The following is a 16,318-nucleotide window of genomic DNA, read 5'->3' on the forward strand; positions in this document are numbered from 1 at the left end:
CGTCAGAACGGCGTTGGGCTCACTCAGACGTGCCAATCGACGCGCACATCCCGCGCACCCAGCCCGCGCCCGCGCACATCCCGCACCGCACCCGCCCCGCCCCATGACAGATGTCATGCCGGATTCGTGACAGCCGCTCTACGCGCTGGCGCCTCCGGTGACCAAGACTGGAGGCATGAGCACAGCACAGGAACCCATCGTCGGGATCCGTGATCTCCGGCGCAGCTATCCCGACGGCGCCGGCGGCACCTTCGACGCCGTGGACGGTGTCAGCCTGGACTTCGTCGCAGGCGAGGTCACCGCAGTCCTGGGCCCCAACGGCGCAGGCAAGACCACCCTCATGGACATGATCCTGGGACTCAACGCCCCCAGCAGCGGTGAGATCAGCGTCTTCGGCGGCGCCCCGCGCCAGGCTGTCCGTGCCGGGCGCGTCGGGGCGCTGCTGCAGACCGGTGGCCTTCTGCCCGATCTCACCGTCAAGGAGACCGTCCAGATCATCGCCGCCCTGCACCGGCACTCGCTTCCGGTGACCGAGGCCATGGAGACCGCGGGCATCGCCCAGATCGCCGACCGCCGAGTGGGGAAGTGCTCCGGCGGCCAGCAGCAGCGGCTGCGCTTCGCCCTGGCGCTGCTGCCCCGCCCGGATCTGATGATCCTCGATGAGCCGACTGCCGGGATGGACCCCAGCGCCCGCCACGAGTTCTGGGACAGGATGCGCCGCCAGGCCGACTCCGGGACCACCGTTCTCTTCGCCACCCACTACTTGGAGGAGGCCGAGCAGTTCGCTCGCCGCACTGTGCTGATGCATCAGGGTCGGGTCATCGCCGACGGGCCCACCGCTGAGGTCCAGCAGCGGGCCGGCGCCGCCCACGTGACGGTGACCTGGGCGGCGTCGTCGGCAGATCTGGGAGCTCTTCCGCATGTCATCTCTCACACGGTGCAGGGCAGCCGCATCACCTTCCGCACCGACGACGCCGACTCCCTGGCCCGCCATCTGCTCACCGCGACGCCGGCGGCTCATCTGAGCGTGCGCCCGGCCAGCCTGGAGGAGGCCTTCATGCTGCTGACCGGCGAACAGGACAGCGGCGGCGAGCAGAACAGTTCACGCCAGGACAGCCCCAGCCAGCAGGGCACCGGCCGACAGGCCGCCCCGAGGAGGACAGCCCGATGAGCCTGAGCACCTATATCCTCATGGACTTCTGGAGGAATCTCCGGAACGTCGGCAACTCCTTCTTCATCATCGTGCTGCCCACTGTGCTGTTCCTGATCTTCGGGGTCAGCACCGACTGGAGCGAGTTCCCGCTGCCCTCGGGTCACGCCAATGTCAGTGCCCACACCCTGGTGGGGATCGCCGTCTACGGTGCGGCCACCGCCACCACGTCGTTGGCCGGCGCCGCCGCCGTGGAGATCCAGCAGGGCTGGGGGCGCCAGCTCGCTCTGACCGGGATGCCGCATGGACTGTTCATCGCCGCCAAGTCAGTGATCTCCCTGGCTATGGCCACTCTGCCGGTGGTGCTGATCAACGTGGTCGGCTATTTCACCGCCACAGAGATGGACACCGGACGGTGGCTCGCGACGGCGGCTCTGACGGTGATCGCCTCCCTGCCCTTTGCTCTCTATGGATTGGCCGCAGGCCTGGCGTTCCGGTCCGATGCCGCCGTCGGCGCTGCCTCCGGAATGCTGGTGGTCTTGGGCTTCCTGGGCAACAGCTTCTTCCCGCTGGAGGGCGTCCTGTTGGACATCGGGCGCTTCACTCCGATGTACGGGGTGACCGCCCTGGCGCGCTATCCCATCAGTGACGGAGAGATCCTGTCTGCCGGGGAGGGCACCCTGGGCACCGACCCGCTCTGGGGCATCCTGCTGAACATCGCGGCCTGGAGCACAGTGCTGGCCGTGGCCTGCTTCGCTCTGCGCAGCCGCAGCACCGCGCGCAGCTGACGGGGCTGATCCAGATGACAGGGCTGATCAAGCTGGCAGGACTGACCCAGCTGACGGAGCCCCCGCGATGATAGAGGATAGGACCATGACGACGCCGACGCCGACGCCGCCCGCTCGGGAGGAGCCGCCCGCCCCTGAGGTGGGGTTCGCCCCTGCGGCGGGGCTCGCCTCCGGCCAGCGCGCCGCTGAGCACGGGCGGGAACAGGTGGCCGGCTTCGTCTATGCCTCGATCTGGCTGGTCTTCCTGGCGGTTCCGATCATCGCAGCCTTCACCACCGACACCGCCTGGTGGGAGCGCCTGCTGGTCTGTGCCGCCACGGCGATCTTCGGTGTGGTCTACTGCTGCGGCGCCTGGGCCTGGTTCACCACGGAGGAGAGCGCTCCCAGCAGCCGTGCGCTGCTGGTCCTGCTGGTGGTCCTCGGAGCGATCGCCGCGGCCACGATTCCGCTCATCGGCACCTTCGCACTGGCCTACACCGCGTACCTGGCCGCTCTGGTGATCTTCACGCGCCCGCCGCTGGTGGGCGTTCCCGTCGGAGTGCTGCTCTGGGCTGTCCCCAGCGTCATCGGACTGCTGCTCACCGAGACGGCCTCTCTGTGGGTGGCCGGAGGCCCCGGGATCGGCATGCTGTTCATCGTGGCCCTGCGGATCGCTGAATACTATGAGACCAAGGGGAGGCTGCACTCCGAGCAGCTGCGTGCCGCCGAGGAGCGCAGCAGCATCGCTCGTGACGTCCACGACGTGCTGGGCCATTCGCTCACCGTGCTGCATGTGAAGGCACAGCTGGCCCGGCGCATGATGGAGTCGGACCCAGAGCGCGCCCGGGCCGAGCTGGACCAGATCGAATCCCTCTCCCGCCAGGCCCTGGGCGAGGTCCGCTCCACGGTCACCCGGCTGCGCGCGCCGGAGCTGCCCGGTGAGCTGGAGGTCTCGCGCACCACCTTGGAATCGGCCGGGATCTCCGCCCGGATCACTGATGGTCTGGGGGAGGCGAGCCCCGCTCCTGCAGCCCTGGCCTGGGCGCTGCGCGAAGGGGTCACCAATGTGGTCCGGCATTCTGAGGCCAACCGATGTGAGATCGAGATCAGCCCGCGGCATCTGCGCATCGCCGACGACGGCACCGGCATCGGAGCCCGAGCGGAGGGCAACGGACTGCGCGGCCTGCGGGAGCGTGCGGCCGCTGAGGGGGCGAACGTCGTCGTCGGGCGTGCCTATCCTGAGCTGGAGGGTACGGGCCCCGAGCGTCCCGGCACGCTGCTGGAGGTGAGCATCCGATGACCACTCGTCCAGACACCGGCTCTCCCATCCGTCTGCTGCTCGCCGATGACCAGGACCTGGTCCGCGGAGGGCTCTCGGCGCTGCTGGATCTGGAGCCCGATCTGGAGGTGGTGGCAGAGGTCGGGCGAGGGGATCAGCTTCTCGACGCCGTCCGGGACCACCGGCCCCAGGTCGCCCTGGTCGACATCGAGATGCCCGGCGGCCCCGATACAGCCGACGGGATCGACGCCGTGCGGCAGGTGGTGGAGGCCCGGTTGGAGGTGCGCTGCCTGATCGTGACCACCTTCGGCCGTCCCGGCTACCTGCGCCGCGCCATGGACGCCGGGGCTGCCGGGTTCGTGGTCAAAGACACCCCGGCGGATCAGCTGGCGCAGATGGTCCGCAGGGTCGCCGCAGGTCAGCGCGTGGTGGACCCGGCTCTGGCGGCAGATTCCTTAGCCGGGGCCGCCAACCCGCTCACCACCCGAGAGCAGGAGGTGCTGCGGGCCGCGGCAACGGGCGGAGCCGTCCGCTCCGTCGCCGCTGCGCTGTCGCTCTCCCACGGGACGGTGCGCAATCATCTCTCCTCGGCCATCGGCAAGACCCAGGCGCAGAACCGGCACGACGCCGTCCGGGTCGCCCGGGCCCAGGGATGGATCTGAACGGCGCGGCCGGAGGCCCGAGGCCCCCGTCTGAAACCGGTCCGGGAGCGGGCTCTGACGCGCCCGCTCGAGCTTTCCCCTGCAGAGCCGGTGCCTGTGTGGTTAGTATGTGTGACCATGCCCATGAAAGATCAGCTGCAGCACCGGTGCCGGGAGAGCTCTCGGCCCCACGGCGTGCTGCGTGCTGCCTTCGGGCTGGCCAACCCCATCGCTGCTCCCCGGCGCACCGCCGGCTACGCCAATGATTCCTGGGAAGGCGCAGCGATCGGATGGTGCGGACGCGAGCCGTAGCACCTCCCTCTTCTCCCACCGCTGAACGACGAAGAGGATCGGCGGATCCCTGAACGACGCCGCGCCCGCTGCATGGGTGCGGCGTGACGTGCGGGATCCCCACGACTGAACTGAGGTGCACGCACGTATGGCTGATGAACAGCCGCAGTCCCGCAGCAAGATCACTGACGAGGCCCGGAGGAAGAGTCGACAGGCCGGACGCACGCTCCGCGCCCTGGACTACCGCCGGCCCGACTACCCACACGACATCCACCCGGCGCTGGTGCCGGGCATCGGCATCGACGAGCAGCGCCGCCGCTACAGCATCGACAAGTTCGTGCTCGCTGTGGCCGGCCTGCTGACCGTCGGATTCGTCATCTGGGGCCTTGCCGCCCCCGCCCAGGTGGCCTCCGTGGCCGATCAGGCCTTCACCTGGGTGACCTACAACATCTCCTGGCTGTTCAACATCACCGCGGCGGTGATCCTGGTGGTCATGCTGGTTCTGGCCTTCTCCTCCTACGGCCAGATCCCCTTGGGCAAAGATGACGAGGACCCTGAGTTCTCCACCTTCGCCTGGATCTCCATGCTCTTCGCCGCAGGCCTGGGCATCGGAGTGCTGTTCTTCGGCCCCTCCGAGCCGTTGGACTATTACACCTCCCCGCCGCCGATGACCCATGAGGCGGAGACCACTGAGGCGCTGCACTATTCGTTGGGCCAGACCTTCTACCACTGGGGCTTCCACGCCTGGGCGATCTACGCGCTGGTGGGCGGGGCAGTGGCCTATGCGGCCTACCGCCGCGGCCGCGTGCTGCTGATGTCCTCGATCTTCCGGACCCTGTTCGGCAAGCGCCATTCCGAGGGCTTCGCCGGCCAGATGGTGGACATCTTCGCGATCATCGCCACGCTCTTCGGCACCGCCGCGACCGTGGGCATCGCCGCCATGCAGGTCCAACAGGGCGTGACGATCGTCTCGGGCTGGAGCGACACCGGCAACACCCTGCTGATCGTGATCATCGCGGTGCTGACCATCGGCTTCATCCTCTCAGCGGTCTCCGGCGTCTCCCGTGGCATCCGCTACCTGTCCAACATCAACATCGTCATGACCCTGGGTGTGGTGGGACTGGTGTTCATCGCCGGGCCCACCCTGTTCCTGGCCAACCTGCTGCCCTCGGGCCTGGTGGCCTACCTGGGCAACATGTTCGACATGATGAGCCGCTCGGCCTCCTGGGGTGAGGACACCCAGGAGTTCCAGTCCTGGTGGACCGTCTACTACTGGGCCTGGTGGATCTCCTGGTCCCCGTTCGTGGGAATCTTCATCGCCCGCATCTCCCGCGGCCGGACCATCCGCCAGTTCATCCTGGGCGTGATCACCATCCCGACCCTGCTGCTGGTGCTCTCCTACGGCGTGCTGGGCGGAACAGCCATGTGGATGCGCAGCGAGGGTGCACCCGGCTTCGAGAACGGCGAGGACGGCGTCCTGGCTCTGGCCCCGCCGGAGGTCTTCTACACCGTCATCGACAACCTGCCGTGGCTCTCCGACTGGGTGCCCGCGGTCAGCATCGTGGTCCTGCTGGTCTTCGCGATCACCGCACTGGACTCGGCCTCCACGGTCATGGGCATGCTCTCCTCGCGCGGCAGCCAGAACCCCCGTCCCACGGTGGTGGTCTTCTGGGGCCTGGTGATGACCGGCATCGCGCTGGTCATGCTGCTGCTGGGCGATGAGATGGCGCTGGAGGGTCTCCAGCAGCTGGTGATCATCACCGCGGTGCCCTTCGCGATCGTCATCCTGCTGATCATCCTGGCCTGGTTCCGCGAGCTGCAGACCGACCCGCGAGCCATCCGTCTGCGCTATGCGGACCGTGCGATGCGCAATGCCGTCATCGACGGGGTGAATCGCTACGGCGATGACTTCGCCCTCGAAGTCGGGCCCACTGATCCGGGCCAAGGCGCCGGAGCGATCATCGACTCGGTGCACGCGGACTACACCGAGTGGTACCGGCGCACCGATGAGAACGGCGACCCGGTCGGCTACAACTATGAGACCGGGGAGTGGGCCGACGGCTACGACCCGGAGACCGGCGAGATCACCACAGTGCCCGCCGCGGAGGAGGCGCTCGACGCTGACCAGACCGGTGCGGACCAGTCCAGTACCGAGCAGTCCAGCACTGAGCAGCCCGACGCCGACCAACCCAGGGCCTGATCCCCACCGGCCGGCGGTCAGGACCTTCAGGTGTTGACCGCCAGCCGGAACCCGGCATGGCCCAGTGAAGTGTCCGCCGTCGAGGCGCTGCGAGCCGAGGTCCTGTACCGCCTGCAGTAGGAGGCGTGGCACATATAGGACCCTCCGCGCAGCACCGGACGCGGATCCTCAGCGGAGAAGACCCCAGTGGTCCACTCCCACACATTGCCCGTCATGTTGTGGAACCCGTACCCGTTGGGCGGGAACGCGGTGACCGCCACGGTCCCCACCGGACCGTCGGGGGCATCGGGGAACTCCCCGCCGAAGGTGTTCATCCGGGGGACCCCCTCCGGCTCACGGACACCGCCCCACGGGTAGGGAAGCTGCACCAGACCGCCGCGGGCAGCGAACTCCCATTCGGCCTCCGAGGGCAGCCGGCCCTCCACCCACTGCGCATAGGCCCCGGCATCGCGCCGGGACACATGGGTGACCGGGTGGTCCTCCCGGCCGATGACCTGGGAGCCGGGCCCCTCGGGACGGTGCCAGCTGGCTCCGGACACCTGGCGCCACCACGGGGTCTCGGCCACGGACCGGGAGATCTCCCGGATCTCCTCGGAGACCAGGCCGGAGAACACCATGGAGTCTCCATGGATCTCTGCATCGGTCCTGTACCCGGTGGCCTGGACGAACGCCGCGAACTGCGCCACTGTGACAGTGGTGGCGGCCAGGGCGAAGGGCTCCACAGCGACCTCCCGGACCGGAGCCTCCTCCTGGAGGTAGGCCAGCGGGGACTCATCGCCCATCAGGAAGGTTCCTCCGGCCAGCCCGATCATCCGCAGATCCTCCGGAGCCCGGGCGGCCAGGGAACGGAGCAGCTCGGCGGAGGCGTCGGAGCCGGCGTCGTGATCGGTCCCGAACTCCGGGGCCGGCTCAGCGGGGGAAGGACCGCGGGCGGGGCCGCAGCAGGCACTCATGGATACAGCTCCTCAAAGTTTTCGCAGACCAAGAACCCGACAGCTTTCTGAAAGGTACTCTCATGAAACCACCGAACATCGTCGTCATCCAGGCGGACCAGATGGCAGCCCAGGCTCTGGGCGCCTACGGAGATGAGGCCGCTCAGACTCCCACCATGGATGAGCTGGCCCAGGAGGGCGCGGTCTTCGACCGGGCCTACTGCAACACTCCGCTGTGCTCGCCATCCCGCGCCTCCATGATGACCGGCCAGATGCCCTCCGAGCTGGGCTGCTACGACAACGGGGACGACTTCCCGTCCTCGGTGCCGACCTTCGCCCACCACCTGCGCAACGCCGGATATCACACGGCACTGATCGGCCGGATGCACTTCATCGGCCCCGATCAGCACCACGGCTTCGAGGAGCGGCTGACCACAGACGTCTACCCGGCTGACCTGGACATGGTCCCGGACTGGCACCTGCCGCTGGACCAGAAGCTGCAGTGGTACCACGAGGCCGGCTCCGTCTTCGAGGCAGGCGTCTCCAAGGCCACTGTGCAGCAGGACTTCGACGACGAGGTGGGTTTCCGCACCCTGCGCCACCTCAACGATCGCAAGCGCGCCGCCCAGGCCGCCGAGGCCCGCGGGGAGCAGGAGCAGCCCTTCCTGATGGTCACCAGCTTCATCCACCCGCATGACCCCTACGAGCCGCCGCGCGAGCACTGGGACCGCTTCGCTGATGTGGAGATCCCGGCCCCCACGCACCCGGAGATCCCGAGCATCGAGCAGGACCCGCACAGTCACCGGCTGCGCCAGATGAGCGGCTTCGACGTCAACGTTCCCTCCGAGGACGACGTGCGCCGGGCCCGCCGGGCCTACTATGCGGCCGTCAGCTATATCGATGACCACATCGGTGCGGTCCGACGCCGGCTCGAGGAGCTGGACATGGCCGAGAACACGGTCATCGTGGTCACCTCCGACCACGGCGACATGCTGGGCGAGAAGGGCCTCTGGTACAAGATGTCGCCCTACGAGCAGTCCGCCCGGGTGCCGCTGATCGTCTCCGGTCCGGAGCACCTGGTGCCCAAGGGCCGCTACGCCAACCCGGTGTCCCTGCTGGACCTGCTGCCCACGCTGCTGGAGCTGGGCGGCGCCCCGGAGGCCGAGGTCTCCGGTCAGTCGGTGCTGGAGATCGCCCGTCAGGAGGCCGACGGCCGGATGGGCCCGCAGGACCGCGATGTGATCATCGAGTACCTGGCCGAGGGCACCCATAAGCCGCAGCTGACCCTGGTGCGCGGGCGGTATAAGTACATCGTCTGCCCGGGTGATCCGGACCAGCTCTTCGACCTGGACACCGACCCGGAGGAGCTTCACAACATCGCCGCTCAGCCCGAGTACGCTGAGACGGTGGCGCTGCTGCGCAAGGAGCTGGACTCCCGCTACGACCTCACCCAGCTGGAGGAGGACGTGCTGAAGTCCCAGGCCACCCGGCGCCTGGTGGCCGAGTCCCTGCAACAGGGCACGGTGCGCCACTGGGACTTCAACCCGGAGCCCGAGCAGCGCTACGTCCGCGGCGACTTCTGGTCCGCCCTGGAGCACGGAAAGATCAAGGACACCAACCGATGAGTGAGACACAGAGCTCACCCGGGTCCGGCCCGGGGAGCCGCGACGCCGCCTGGCGCCGGAAGGTCCTGGGCGGGGGAGAGGAGCCGGATCCCCGGTTCACCCTGGCCAACGAGCGGACCTTCCTCTCCTGGATCCGCACTTCGCTGGCCCTTTTGGCCGGCGGGGTGGCGGTGGAGGCGCTCACCCAGGACCTCTTCGAGCCGACAGTGCGCACGCTGCTCTCTGTGCTGCTGCTGGTCCTGGGTGTGGCGCTCAGCGCCGGAGCCTTCTGGCGCTGGCTGAAGGTGGAGCGCAGCCTGCGCCGGCACTCGGCGCTGCCGCTGCCGCTGATCGCCCCGCTGCTGGGCGCCGGCGTCGCGGTGATCTCTGCGCTGTTGATCTGGGCGATGCTGGCATGAGGTGCGTCCGATGAGCAGAACCCATGCGGATCCCGGCCTGCAGCCCGAGCGCACGCTGCTGTCCTGGACCCGGACGCTGATGCTCATGCTTGTGGTGGGAGGGTTCTTCATCCGATGGGCCCCCTACTACGGTGCGGTGGTGCTGGGGCTCTTCGGAGCCGCAGCACTGGTGGCCGCCGGCGTCTGGGCGGGCCAGCGGCGTCGCTATGCGCTCGCCGACGCCGGCATCGCCGCTGAGCAGTACCCGCCGGCCGTGGGAGGGGCGCTGTCTCTCTCCCTGGCCGTGATGGGACTGGGCGGCGTCGCGCTGGTGCTGGTCCTTCTCTGAAGGTCTCAGACACGAAGAGAGGGCCCCGGCAGGAATTCCTGCCGGGGCCCTCTCTCTGTCTGGAGGATCAGCCGATCAGCTGTTGTCCTCCTTGATCAGGTCAGCGGCACGCTCACCGATCATCATGGTGGTGATGTTGGGGTTGACCGTCACCAGCTCCGGCATGACCGAGGCATCGGCCACACGCAGGCCCTTGACGCCCTTGACCCGCAGACGTGCGTCCAGCGGGGACATGGTGTCGTCGTCGGCGCCCATCCGGACCGAGCCGGCCGGGTGGTAGACGGTGTTGTGGGTGCGGCGGCAGTAGTCGGCGATCTCTTCGTCGGTCTGCACGTCCTTGCCCGGATAGAGCTCCTCACCGGCCCACTCAGCCATCGCCGGCTGGGAGACGATCTCGCGGGCCAGTTTGATGCCGGCCACGGCCACGCGCATGTCGTGGCCCTCCTCATCGGTGAAGTAGCGCGGGTCCACCATCGGCTTGTCCCGGTAGTCCTTGGAACGCAGACGCACCGTGCCGCGGGACTTGGAGTGGGTGATGTTGGGGGTCAGCACAAAGGAGTTCTCGGAGGTCGGGTAGCCCTGACGCAGAGTGTGCATGTCGAAGGGCACCGAGCCGTAGTGCATCATCAGGTCCGGACGGCCCTCTTTGTCCTGCTGGCCGGTTCCCTCGAGGGTGTCGGCGAAGATGCCGATCTCCCAGAACTGGTAGCCCTCCTCGATCATGGGCTTCTCGGCGTCCCAGCCGATGACGACCTCGGGGTGGTCCTGCAGGTGCTCACCCACACCGGGGGAGTCCACGCGGGCCTCGATGCCGTGCTCGGCCAGGTGGGCCTTCGGGCCGATGCCGGAGAGCATCAGCAGCTTGGGGGAGTCGATGGCGCCCGCGGAGAGGATGATCTCCTTGTTCGCGGTGACGGTGTGAGCTTTGCCGAAGGCGTTGGCCACCACGGAGACTCCGGTGGCGCGGTCGCCGTCGAAGATCACCTCGCGCACCCAGGTGTCGGTGAGGATGCTCAGGTTCTCCCGCTCCATGATCGGGTGCAGGTAGGACACCGAGGAGGAGGAGCGGGTGCCGTCCTGCTTCCGGTTGACCTGGAAGAAGTTCGCGCCCTTGACCACGGTCTCGCCGGAGTTGAACTCCACGCGCGGGATGCCGGCCTGCTCGGCGGCGTCCAGGATAGCCACACCGCAGGGATCGTGCGGCGGGATGTTCATCAGCTCCACGGGGCCTTCCTTGCCGTGGTGCTCGCCGTCGTTCTCATTGGTCTCCAGGCGCTTGAGCAGCGGCCAGGCGTTCTCGGCGTTCCAACCGGTGGCACCCAGCTGCTCCCAGTCGTCCATGTCCTCCTTGGGAGGCCAGAAGGCGATGCAGGAGTTGTGGGAGGAACAGCCGCCCAGGACCTTCGCACGCGCGTGGCGCATGAAGGAGTTGCCCTTCTCCTGGGGCTCCACGGGATAGTCCCAGTCGTAACCGGACTCCAGCAGCTCCATCCAGCGGTTCAGCTGCAGGATGACGTCCTTGTCCTGATCGGTGGGGCCGGCCTCCAGCAGGGCCACGGTGACGCTGGGGTCCTCGGACAGGCGGGCGGCCGCAGCCGCACCGGCGGAGCCGCCGCCGACGATGACGTAGTCGTAGGTGTTCTCAGCCAAGGTTCAGATCTCCTCTGTCAGATGCTCGAAGATGCGGGTCTCAGTTGTCGGCGAACCAGCCGGAGACGGCGGGCTCAGTGTTCTCGTAGACGTGCTTGGCCTCGCGGTACTCCTCGAAGCCGATGTGGCCCAGCTCGCGGCCGAAGCCGGACTGCTTGAAGCCGCCCCACTCAGCCTGCGGCAGGTAGGGGTGGTAGTCGTTGATCCAGATGGTGCCGTGGCGCAGCTTGGAGCTGACGCGGTGGGCGGTGCCGCGGTTGGAGGTCCAGACCGCGCCGGCCAAGCCGTAGTTGGTGTCGTTGGCGGTCTCGACGGCCTCCTCCTCAGTGGTGAAGGTCTCCACGGTGATGACCGGGCCGAAGCCCTCCTCCACCACCACGTGCTGGCCGCGCTCGACGTTGTCCAGCACGGTGGGGGCGTAGAAGAAGCCGTCCTTGTGCTCCTCGCCGCCGAAGTGGTGGCCGGTGCGCAGCACTGCGCCCTCGTCGATGCCCTTCTGGGTGTAGTTGTAGACCTTCTCGCGGTGTTCTGCGGAGATCAGCGGGCCGGTCTCGGCGTTCTCGTCGAAGGGTCCGCCCATGCGGATCTTCTCAGCGCGGCGGACCAGCTCGTCCACGAACTTCTCCTTGATGGACTCCTCGACGATCAGGCGGGTGCCTGCGGAGCAGACCAGGCCGGAGTCCAGGAAGCCGGCGTTGAGCGCGTTGTCCACCGCGGCGTCGAAGTCGGCGTCGGCGAAGACCACGTTGGGGTTCTTGCCGCCGAGCTCCAGGGCGACCTTCTTGATGGTCTGGGCGGCGGAGGCTGCGATCTTCCGGCCGGTGATCAGCCCACCGGTGAAGGAGACCATGTCAACGTCCTCGTGGGAGGACAGCGGGGCGCCGGCGGTGGCGCCGGGGCCGGTGATCAGGTTGGCCACGCCGGCGGGCAGGCCGGCTTTCTCGAAGACGTCCATGATCAGCATGCCGGTGTGCGGGGTCAGCTCGGCGGGCTTCAGGATCAGGGAGTTGCCTGCGGCAAGTGCCGGGGCGAGCTTCCAGGCGGCCTGCAGCAGTGGGAAGTTCCACGGGGTGATCAGACCGCAGACGCCGACGGGTTCGTAGACGATCTTGGAGATGACGGTGGGATCGCCGGCGTCGACGATGCGGCCGGCGTCGGAGTCGGCCAGCTTTCCGAAGTGCTTGAAGCAGCCGATGATGTCGTCCATGTCGATCTGGGCCTCGACGAACCGCTTGCCGGTGTCCAGAGCCTCGGCGCGGGCGAACTCGTCCTTGCGGTCCTCGATGGCCTTGGCCACGCGCAGCAGGAACTCGCCGCGCTCGGCGGCGGGGGTGCCGGCCCAGACGCGGGAGTCGAAGGCCTTGCGGGCGGCGGCGATGGCGTTCAGAGTGTCCTGCTCGCCGGCCTCAGAGACCACAGCGACCTCGGTGCCGTCGGCGGGGCAGATGATGGTGCGGGTCTCGCCGCTGGCGGCAGGGACCCACTGGCCGTCGATGTAGAGCGTGGCAGTCATGAGAACTCCTTGACGTCTGATGTGAGGTGAGGCGGTGCCGGATCCAGCCTAGTCAGCGGGACCCGGCACCGTAACGGCCCGCAGGCCGGGACCTGTGCGGGGCGGGTTCCTACTCGTGGTTCCCGCGGGTCCGGACGTGGTCCCAGTCGTCCGGGATCGCGCCGGTGTTCAGGGTGACGGAGCCGCCGCCGTCGGCGTCGCTCATGGTCAGCACTGCGAGGTGGCGCTCATAGGCGTCCAGCACATCGGAGATGACCTGCTCCTTGGTGTAGCCGAAGATGTCGTGGCCGGAGGATCCCGTGGCGGAGAAGACCTCCACCTGGTAGTAGGTCTCCTCGGCCGCATACATCCGCAGAGCGAAGTTCGGCACCGAGTACTCGATCGGGTAGGCCTGGTACTTGAACATGCCCTGCTCGCCGAAGTCGACATGCAGATCGATCTGCGGGATGTCGGTCTCCGGGACCAGGCCGCGTTCGCAGTACACCGAGGCGCCCTGCTTGGCCAGCTCGGCGGCGACCTCCTCCACCGCAGGCATGGCGGTGGACTCCATGTAGTCCGAGATCTCCTCGGCGGTGGGGTAGTGCATGTGGCGGGCCAGACGGCGCCGCCAGCGTCCGGGCGCCGCCGCACCGGCGTCGCCGATGCGTTCGGACAGCGCGGAGGGCAGCGTGGCCTCCAGGGAGTCTGCGCTGTACTTCTCCTGCCGCAGTGCGCGCCATACGCTGATCATGAGCATGATCAGCACCAGGGAGAGCGGAAGCCCGATGATGACCGCGGCCATCTGCAGGGAGTAGATCCCATCCAGGGCCAGCATCACCAGTGTCAGCGCGCCGATGATCACCGACCAGACCACTCGCAGCCAGCGGGGGCCGTCTGAGGTGGCGTCCTCGGATTTGGAGGTGAAGTTGGCCAGCACCAGTGCGCCGGAATCGGCTGAGGTCACGTAGAACAGCATCCCGACGACGACGGACACGCCGACCACGAAGGTCGCGCCCGGATACTCGGCGATCAGAGCGAAGAAGCCTGCGCCTTCGCCGTCCATAGCCTCCTCGGTGCTGAGCCCGCCGCCGATGATCTGGCTGACGGTGGCGTTGCCGAAGAAGGAGATCCACAGGGCGTTGAAGGCGAAAGGGACCAGCAGCACGCCGATGACGAACTGGCGCAGTGTGCGGCCCCGGGAGATGCGAGCCAGGAACAGGCCGACGAACAGCGCCCAGGCCATCCACCAGGTCCAGAAGAAGATGGTCCACCATTCCAGCCACCCCTCGTCCACGATGGGTCCTTGCGTCTCATAGGCGAAGGTCTCCATGAGCATGCCGGGGAAGCGGGCGAAGAAGTCGCCGACGTTCTTGACCAGCGCGTTGAGCAGCTGGACGGTGTTGCCGGAGATCAGCACGTAGAGCATCAGCAGGATGGCGGCGATCACGTTGAGTTCGGCCAGACGGCGGATCCCCTTCTCCACGCCGGAGACGGTGGAGATGGTGACCACGACGACGGCGAGCACGATCAGCCCCGCCTGGACAGTCAGTCCGGCTTCCCACCCGAACATGAGGTTCAGGCCGAAGGAGAGGAAGACTACGCCGATGCCGAGGCTGGTGGCGATGCCGAAGATGGTGCCCAGCACGGCGGCGATCTCGATGGAGTCGCCGGTGGCGCCGCGGGCCCGCTTGCCGATGATCGGGTAGAGGGCGCTGCGGATGCTCAGCGGCAGGTGGTAGCGGTAGGCGAACAGGCCGAAGGCCATACCGGTCAGGGCGTACATGGCCCAGCCGGGGATGCCGTAGTGGAACATCGTCCACAGTGCGGCCTCTTCCGCAGCGGCCAGCGACTCGGGCTCGATGTCCGCGCCGGGGCCGACGAAGTAGTTGGTGGCCGGGCCGATGACCGAGAAGAACATGAGGTCCACGCCGATGCCGGCGGCGAAGAGCATGGAGGCCCAGGTGAAGAGGCTGAACTTCGGCTTGGAGTGGTCCGGGCCGAGCTTGGTCCTGCCCACTCGGGTGCAGGCCACCACCAGGACGAAGACCACGATGATCGCGGCGGTGAGGATGAAGTACCAACCCAGGCGGGTGCTGAGCCAGTTGAAGGTGGTCTCCAGCGTGTTGTAGGCGGTCTCCGGCTGGATGGCCGCCCAGAGGGTGAACAGCGTGATGGCTGCGGCGGAGACGATGAAGACCGGCCAGTTGACCTTGGAGACGCCCGGGGTGTTCCGGCGGCTCGTCGTTGGGGGAGTCTCCTTCTCAGGCGACTGCGAGTGATCCGTGGCGGATGCCATGAAGTGGTGTTCCTTCCTCAGTGTCATGACCTAGCGATGTGATGCAAGCCCTTAATGTTTCGAACCTGCACGAGCATAGTCAGAAAAAGACAGAAAGTGGAGTCTTGGTGCACCGGGGTCGGTCATGTGGGTGCGCTGGGGCACCAGCTCGCTTCCCCTGTGCTGGGCGCGATAGGTTAGGTGATCGTGGCACTGACTATCGGAATCGTAGGACTCCCCAATGTGGGCAAGTCCACACTCTTCAACGCACTGACCCGCCAGACGATCCTGGCTGCGAACTACCCGTTCGCCACCATCGAACCCAATGTGGGTGTGGTGAATCTGCCCGACGAGCGGCTGGGCCGGCTGGCTGAGATCTTCAGCTCCGAGCGCATCCTGCCGGCCACGGTGTCCTTCGTGGACATCGCCGGCATCGTCAAAGGCGCCTCTGAGGGGGAGGGGCTGGGCAACCAGTTCCTGGCCAACATCCGTGAGGCTCACGCGATCGCTCAGGTGGTGCGCGTCTTCGAGGACGACAACGTCATCCACGTGGACGGCAAGGTGGATCCGACCAGTGACATGGGCACCATCAACACCGAGCTGATCCTGGCCGATATGCAGACCCTGGAGAATGCGATCCCCAAGCTGGAGAAGCAGGTCAAGGGCAAGAAGGCCGAGCAGTCCACGCTGGACGCGTACCTGGAGGCCCAGAAGGTCCTTGAGGACGGCCGGACGATCTTCTCGGCCAAGGCGTCTCTGGACATGGATGAGCTCAAGCAGCTCTCCCTGCTGACCGCCAAGCCCTTCATCTACGTGTTCAACGCCGATGAGGGCGTGCTGGGCTCGGAGGAGAAGCAGGCCGAGCTGGCGGCGTCGGTGGCTCCTGCTCAGGCGGTCTTCCTGGACGCGAAGTTCGAGTCCGAGCTGGTCGACATGTCCGAGGAGGAGGCTGCCGAAATGCTCGAGATGAACGGGCAGGAGGAGTCCGGCCTGGATCAGCTGGCCCGGGTCGGCTTCGAGACCCTCGGGCTGCAGACCTACCTCACAGCGGGTCCCAAGGAGGCCCGCGCCTGGACCATCAACCAGGGCGATACTGCCCCCGAGGCCGCCGGAGTCATCCACACTGACTTCCAGAAGGGATTCATCAAGGCTGAGATCGTCAGCTTCGATGACCTCATCTCCGCCGGAACCATGGCTGAGGCCAAGGCCGCCGGCAAGGTCCGCATGGAGGGCAAGGAGTACGTCATGAAGGACGGCGACGTGGTGGAATTTCGTTTCGCCGTATAACCT

At 67.4% G+C, this 16,318-nt stretch carries 14 protein-coding genes; 10 read left to right on the forward strand and 4 right to left on the reverse strand.

The annotated features are described in order from the left end of the window. Positions 1-175: 175 nt before the first annotated feature. The 6 genes from JOF45_RS03245 to JOF45_RS03270 all read left to right on the forward strand — a co-directional run bounded on the left by JOF45_RS03245 (position 176) and on the right by JOF45_RS03270 (position 6,328). Entirely contained in the window at positions 176-1,171 is a 996-nt protein-coding gene (locus JOF45_RS03245; protein WP_210047901.1) for an ABC transporter ATP-binding protein, read from the forward strand. Then, a complete protein-coding gene (locus tag JOF45_RS03250; RefSeq protein ID WP_210047903.1) occupies positions 1,168-1,938 on the forward strand; it encodes an ABC transporter permease in 771 nt (256 codons plus the stop codon). The genes JOF45_RS03245 and JOF45_RS03250 overlap by 4 nt, the downstream gene beginning before the upstream one ends. Before the next feature lie 85 nt (positions 1,939-2,023). Beyond that, positions 2,024-3,217 (forward strand): sensor histidine kinase, encoded by a 1,194-nt coding sequence (locus JOF45_RS03255; RefSeq protein WP_210047905.1) that lies wholly within the window; start codon positions 2,024-2,026, stop codon positions 3,215-3,217. Further along, positions 3,214-3,858 (forward strand): response regulator transcription factor, encoded by a 645-nt coding sequence (locus JOF45_RS03260; protein ID WP_210047907.1) that lies wholly within the window; start codon positions 3,214-3,216, stop codon positions 3,856-3,858. The genes JOF45_RS03255 and JOF45_RS03260 overlap by 4 nt, the downstream gene beginning before the upstream one ends. A 117-nt stretch (positions 3,859-3,975) precedes the next feature. After that, positions 3,976-4,149, forward strand: coding sequence for a hypothetical protein (locus JOF45_RS03265; protein WP_210047909.1), 174 nt, complete (start codon positions 3,976-3,978; stop codon positions 4,147-4,149). Between the two features lie 127 nt (positions 4,150-4,276). Beyond that, a complete protein-coding gene (locus JOF45_RS03270) occupies positions 4,277-6,328 on the forward strand; it encodes a BCCT family transporter (RefSeq protein ID WP_210047911.1) in 2,052 nt (683 codons plus the stop codon). A 26-nt stretch (positions 6,329-6,354) separates the two neighbouring features. On the opposite strand, the gene JOF45_RS03275 is transcribed toward JOF45_RS03270, so the two are convergent. Next, positions 6,355-7,281 carry a formylglycine-generating enzyme family protein gene (locus tag JOF45_RS03275; RefSeq protein ID WP_210047913.1) on the reverse strand — a complete coding sequence of 309 codons (927 nt, stop codon included), beginning with the start codon at positions 7,279-7,281 and terminating at the stop codon, positions 6,355-6,357. A 62-nt stretch (positions 7,282-7,343) separates the two neighbouring features. Here JOF45_RS03275 and betC point away from each other — a divergent pair, with 62 nt between their 5' ends. Genes betC through JOF45_RS03290 form a run of 3 tightly spaced genes read left to right on the forward strand, consistent with a single transcriptional unit; the run spans position 7,344 to position 9,611 of the window. Next, positions 7,344-8,885, forward strand: coding sequence for a choline-sulfatase (betC, locus tag JOF45_RS03280; RefSeq protein WP_210047915.1), 1,542 nt, complete (start codon positions 7,344-7,346; stop codon positions 8,883-8,885). Beyond that, on the forward strand, positions 8,882-9,283 hold the full coding sequence (locus tag JOF45_RS03285) for a YidH family protein (protein ID WP_210047918.1): 402 nt from the start codon (positions 8,882-8,884) through the stop codon (positions 9,281-9,283). Before betC ends, JOF45_RS03285 begins: the two co-directional genes overlap by 4 nt. Before the next feature lie 10 nt (positions 9,284-9,293). Next, positions 9,294-9,611: a DUF202 domain-containing protein gene (locus tag JOF45_RS03290; RefSeq protein ID WP_188683817.1), complete on the forward strand. Its 318-nt coding sequence runs from the start codon at positions 9,294-9,296 to the stop codon at positions 9,609-9,611. Positions 9,612-9,686: 75 nt separating this feature from the next. Here JOF45_RS03290 and JOF45_RS03295 read toward each other — a convergent pair whose 3' ends face one another. The 3 genes from JOF45_RS03295 to betT all read right to left on the reverse strand — a co-directional run bounded on the left by JOF45_RS03295 (position 9,687) and on the right by betT (position 15,049). Continuing rightward, positions 9,687-11,261: a GMC family oxidoreductase gene (locus tag JOF45_RS03295; RefSeq protein ID WP_210047919.1), complete on the reverse strand. Its 1,575-nt coding sequence runs from the start codon at positions 11,259-11,261 to the stop codon at positions 9,687-9,689. A gap of 40 nt (positions 11,262-11,301) precedes the next feature. After that, on the reverse strand, positions 11,302-12,774 hold the full coding sequence (locus JOF45_RS03300; protein WP_210047920.1) for an aldehyde dehydrogenase family protein: 1,473 nt from the start codon (positions 12,772-12,774) through the stop codon (positions 11,302-11,304). A gap of 109 nt (positions 12,775-12,883) precedes the next feature. Then, positions 12,884-15,049 carry a choline BCCT transporter BetT gene (betT, locus tag JOF45_RS03305; protein WP_210047921.1) on the reverse strand — a complete coding sequence of 722 codons (2,166 nt, stop codon included), beginning with the start codon at positions 15,047-15,049 and terminating at the stop codon, positions 12,884-12,886. A 186-nt stretch (positions 15,050-15,235) separates the two neighbouring features. Between betT and ychF the strand changes: the two genes are divergently transcribed. Then, positions 15,236-16,315 (forward strand): redox-regulated ATPase YchF, encoded by a 1,080-nt coding sequence (ychF, locus tag JOF45_RS03310; protein WP_210047922.1) that lies wholly within the window; start codon positions 15,236-15,238, stop codon positions 16,313-16,315. Positions 16,316-16,318: the final 3 nt, after the last annotated feature.

This window comes from Nesterenkonia lacusekhoensis (genome assembly GCF_017876395.1).
GTDB lineage: Bacteria > Actinomycetota > Actinomycetes > Actinomycetales > Micrococcaceae > Nesterenkonia > Nesterenkonia lacusekhoensis.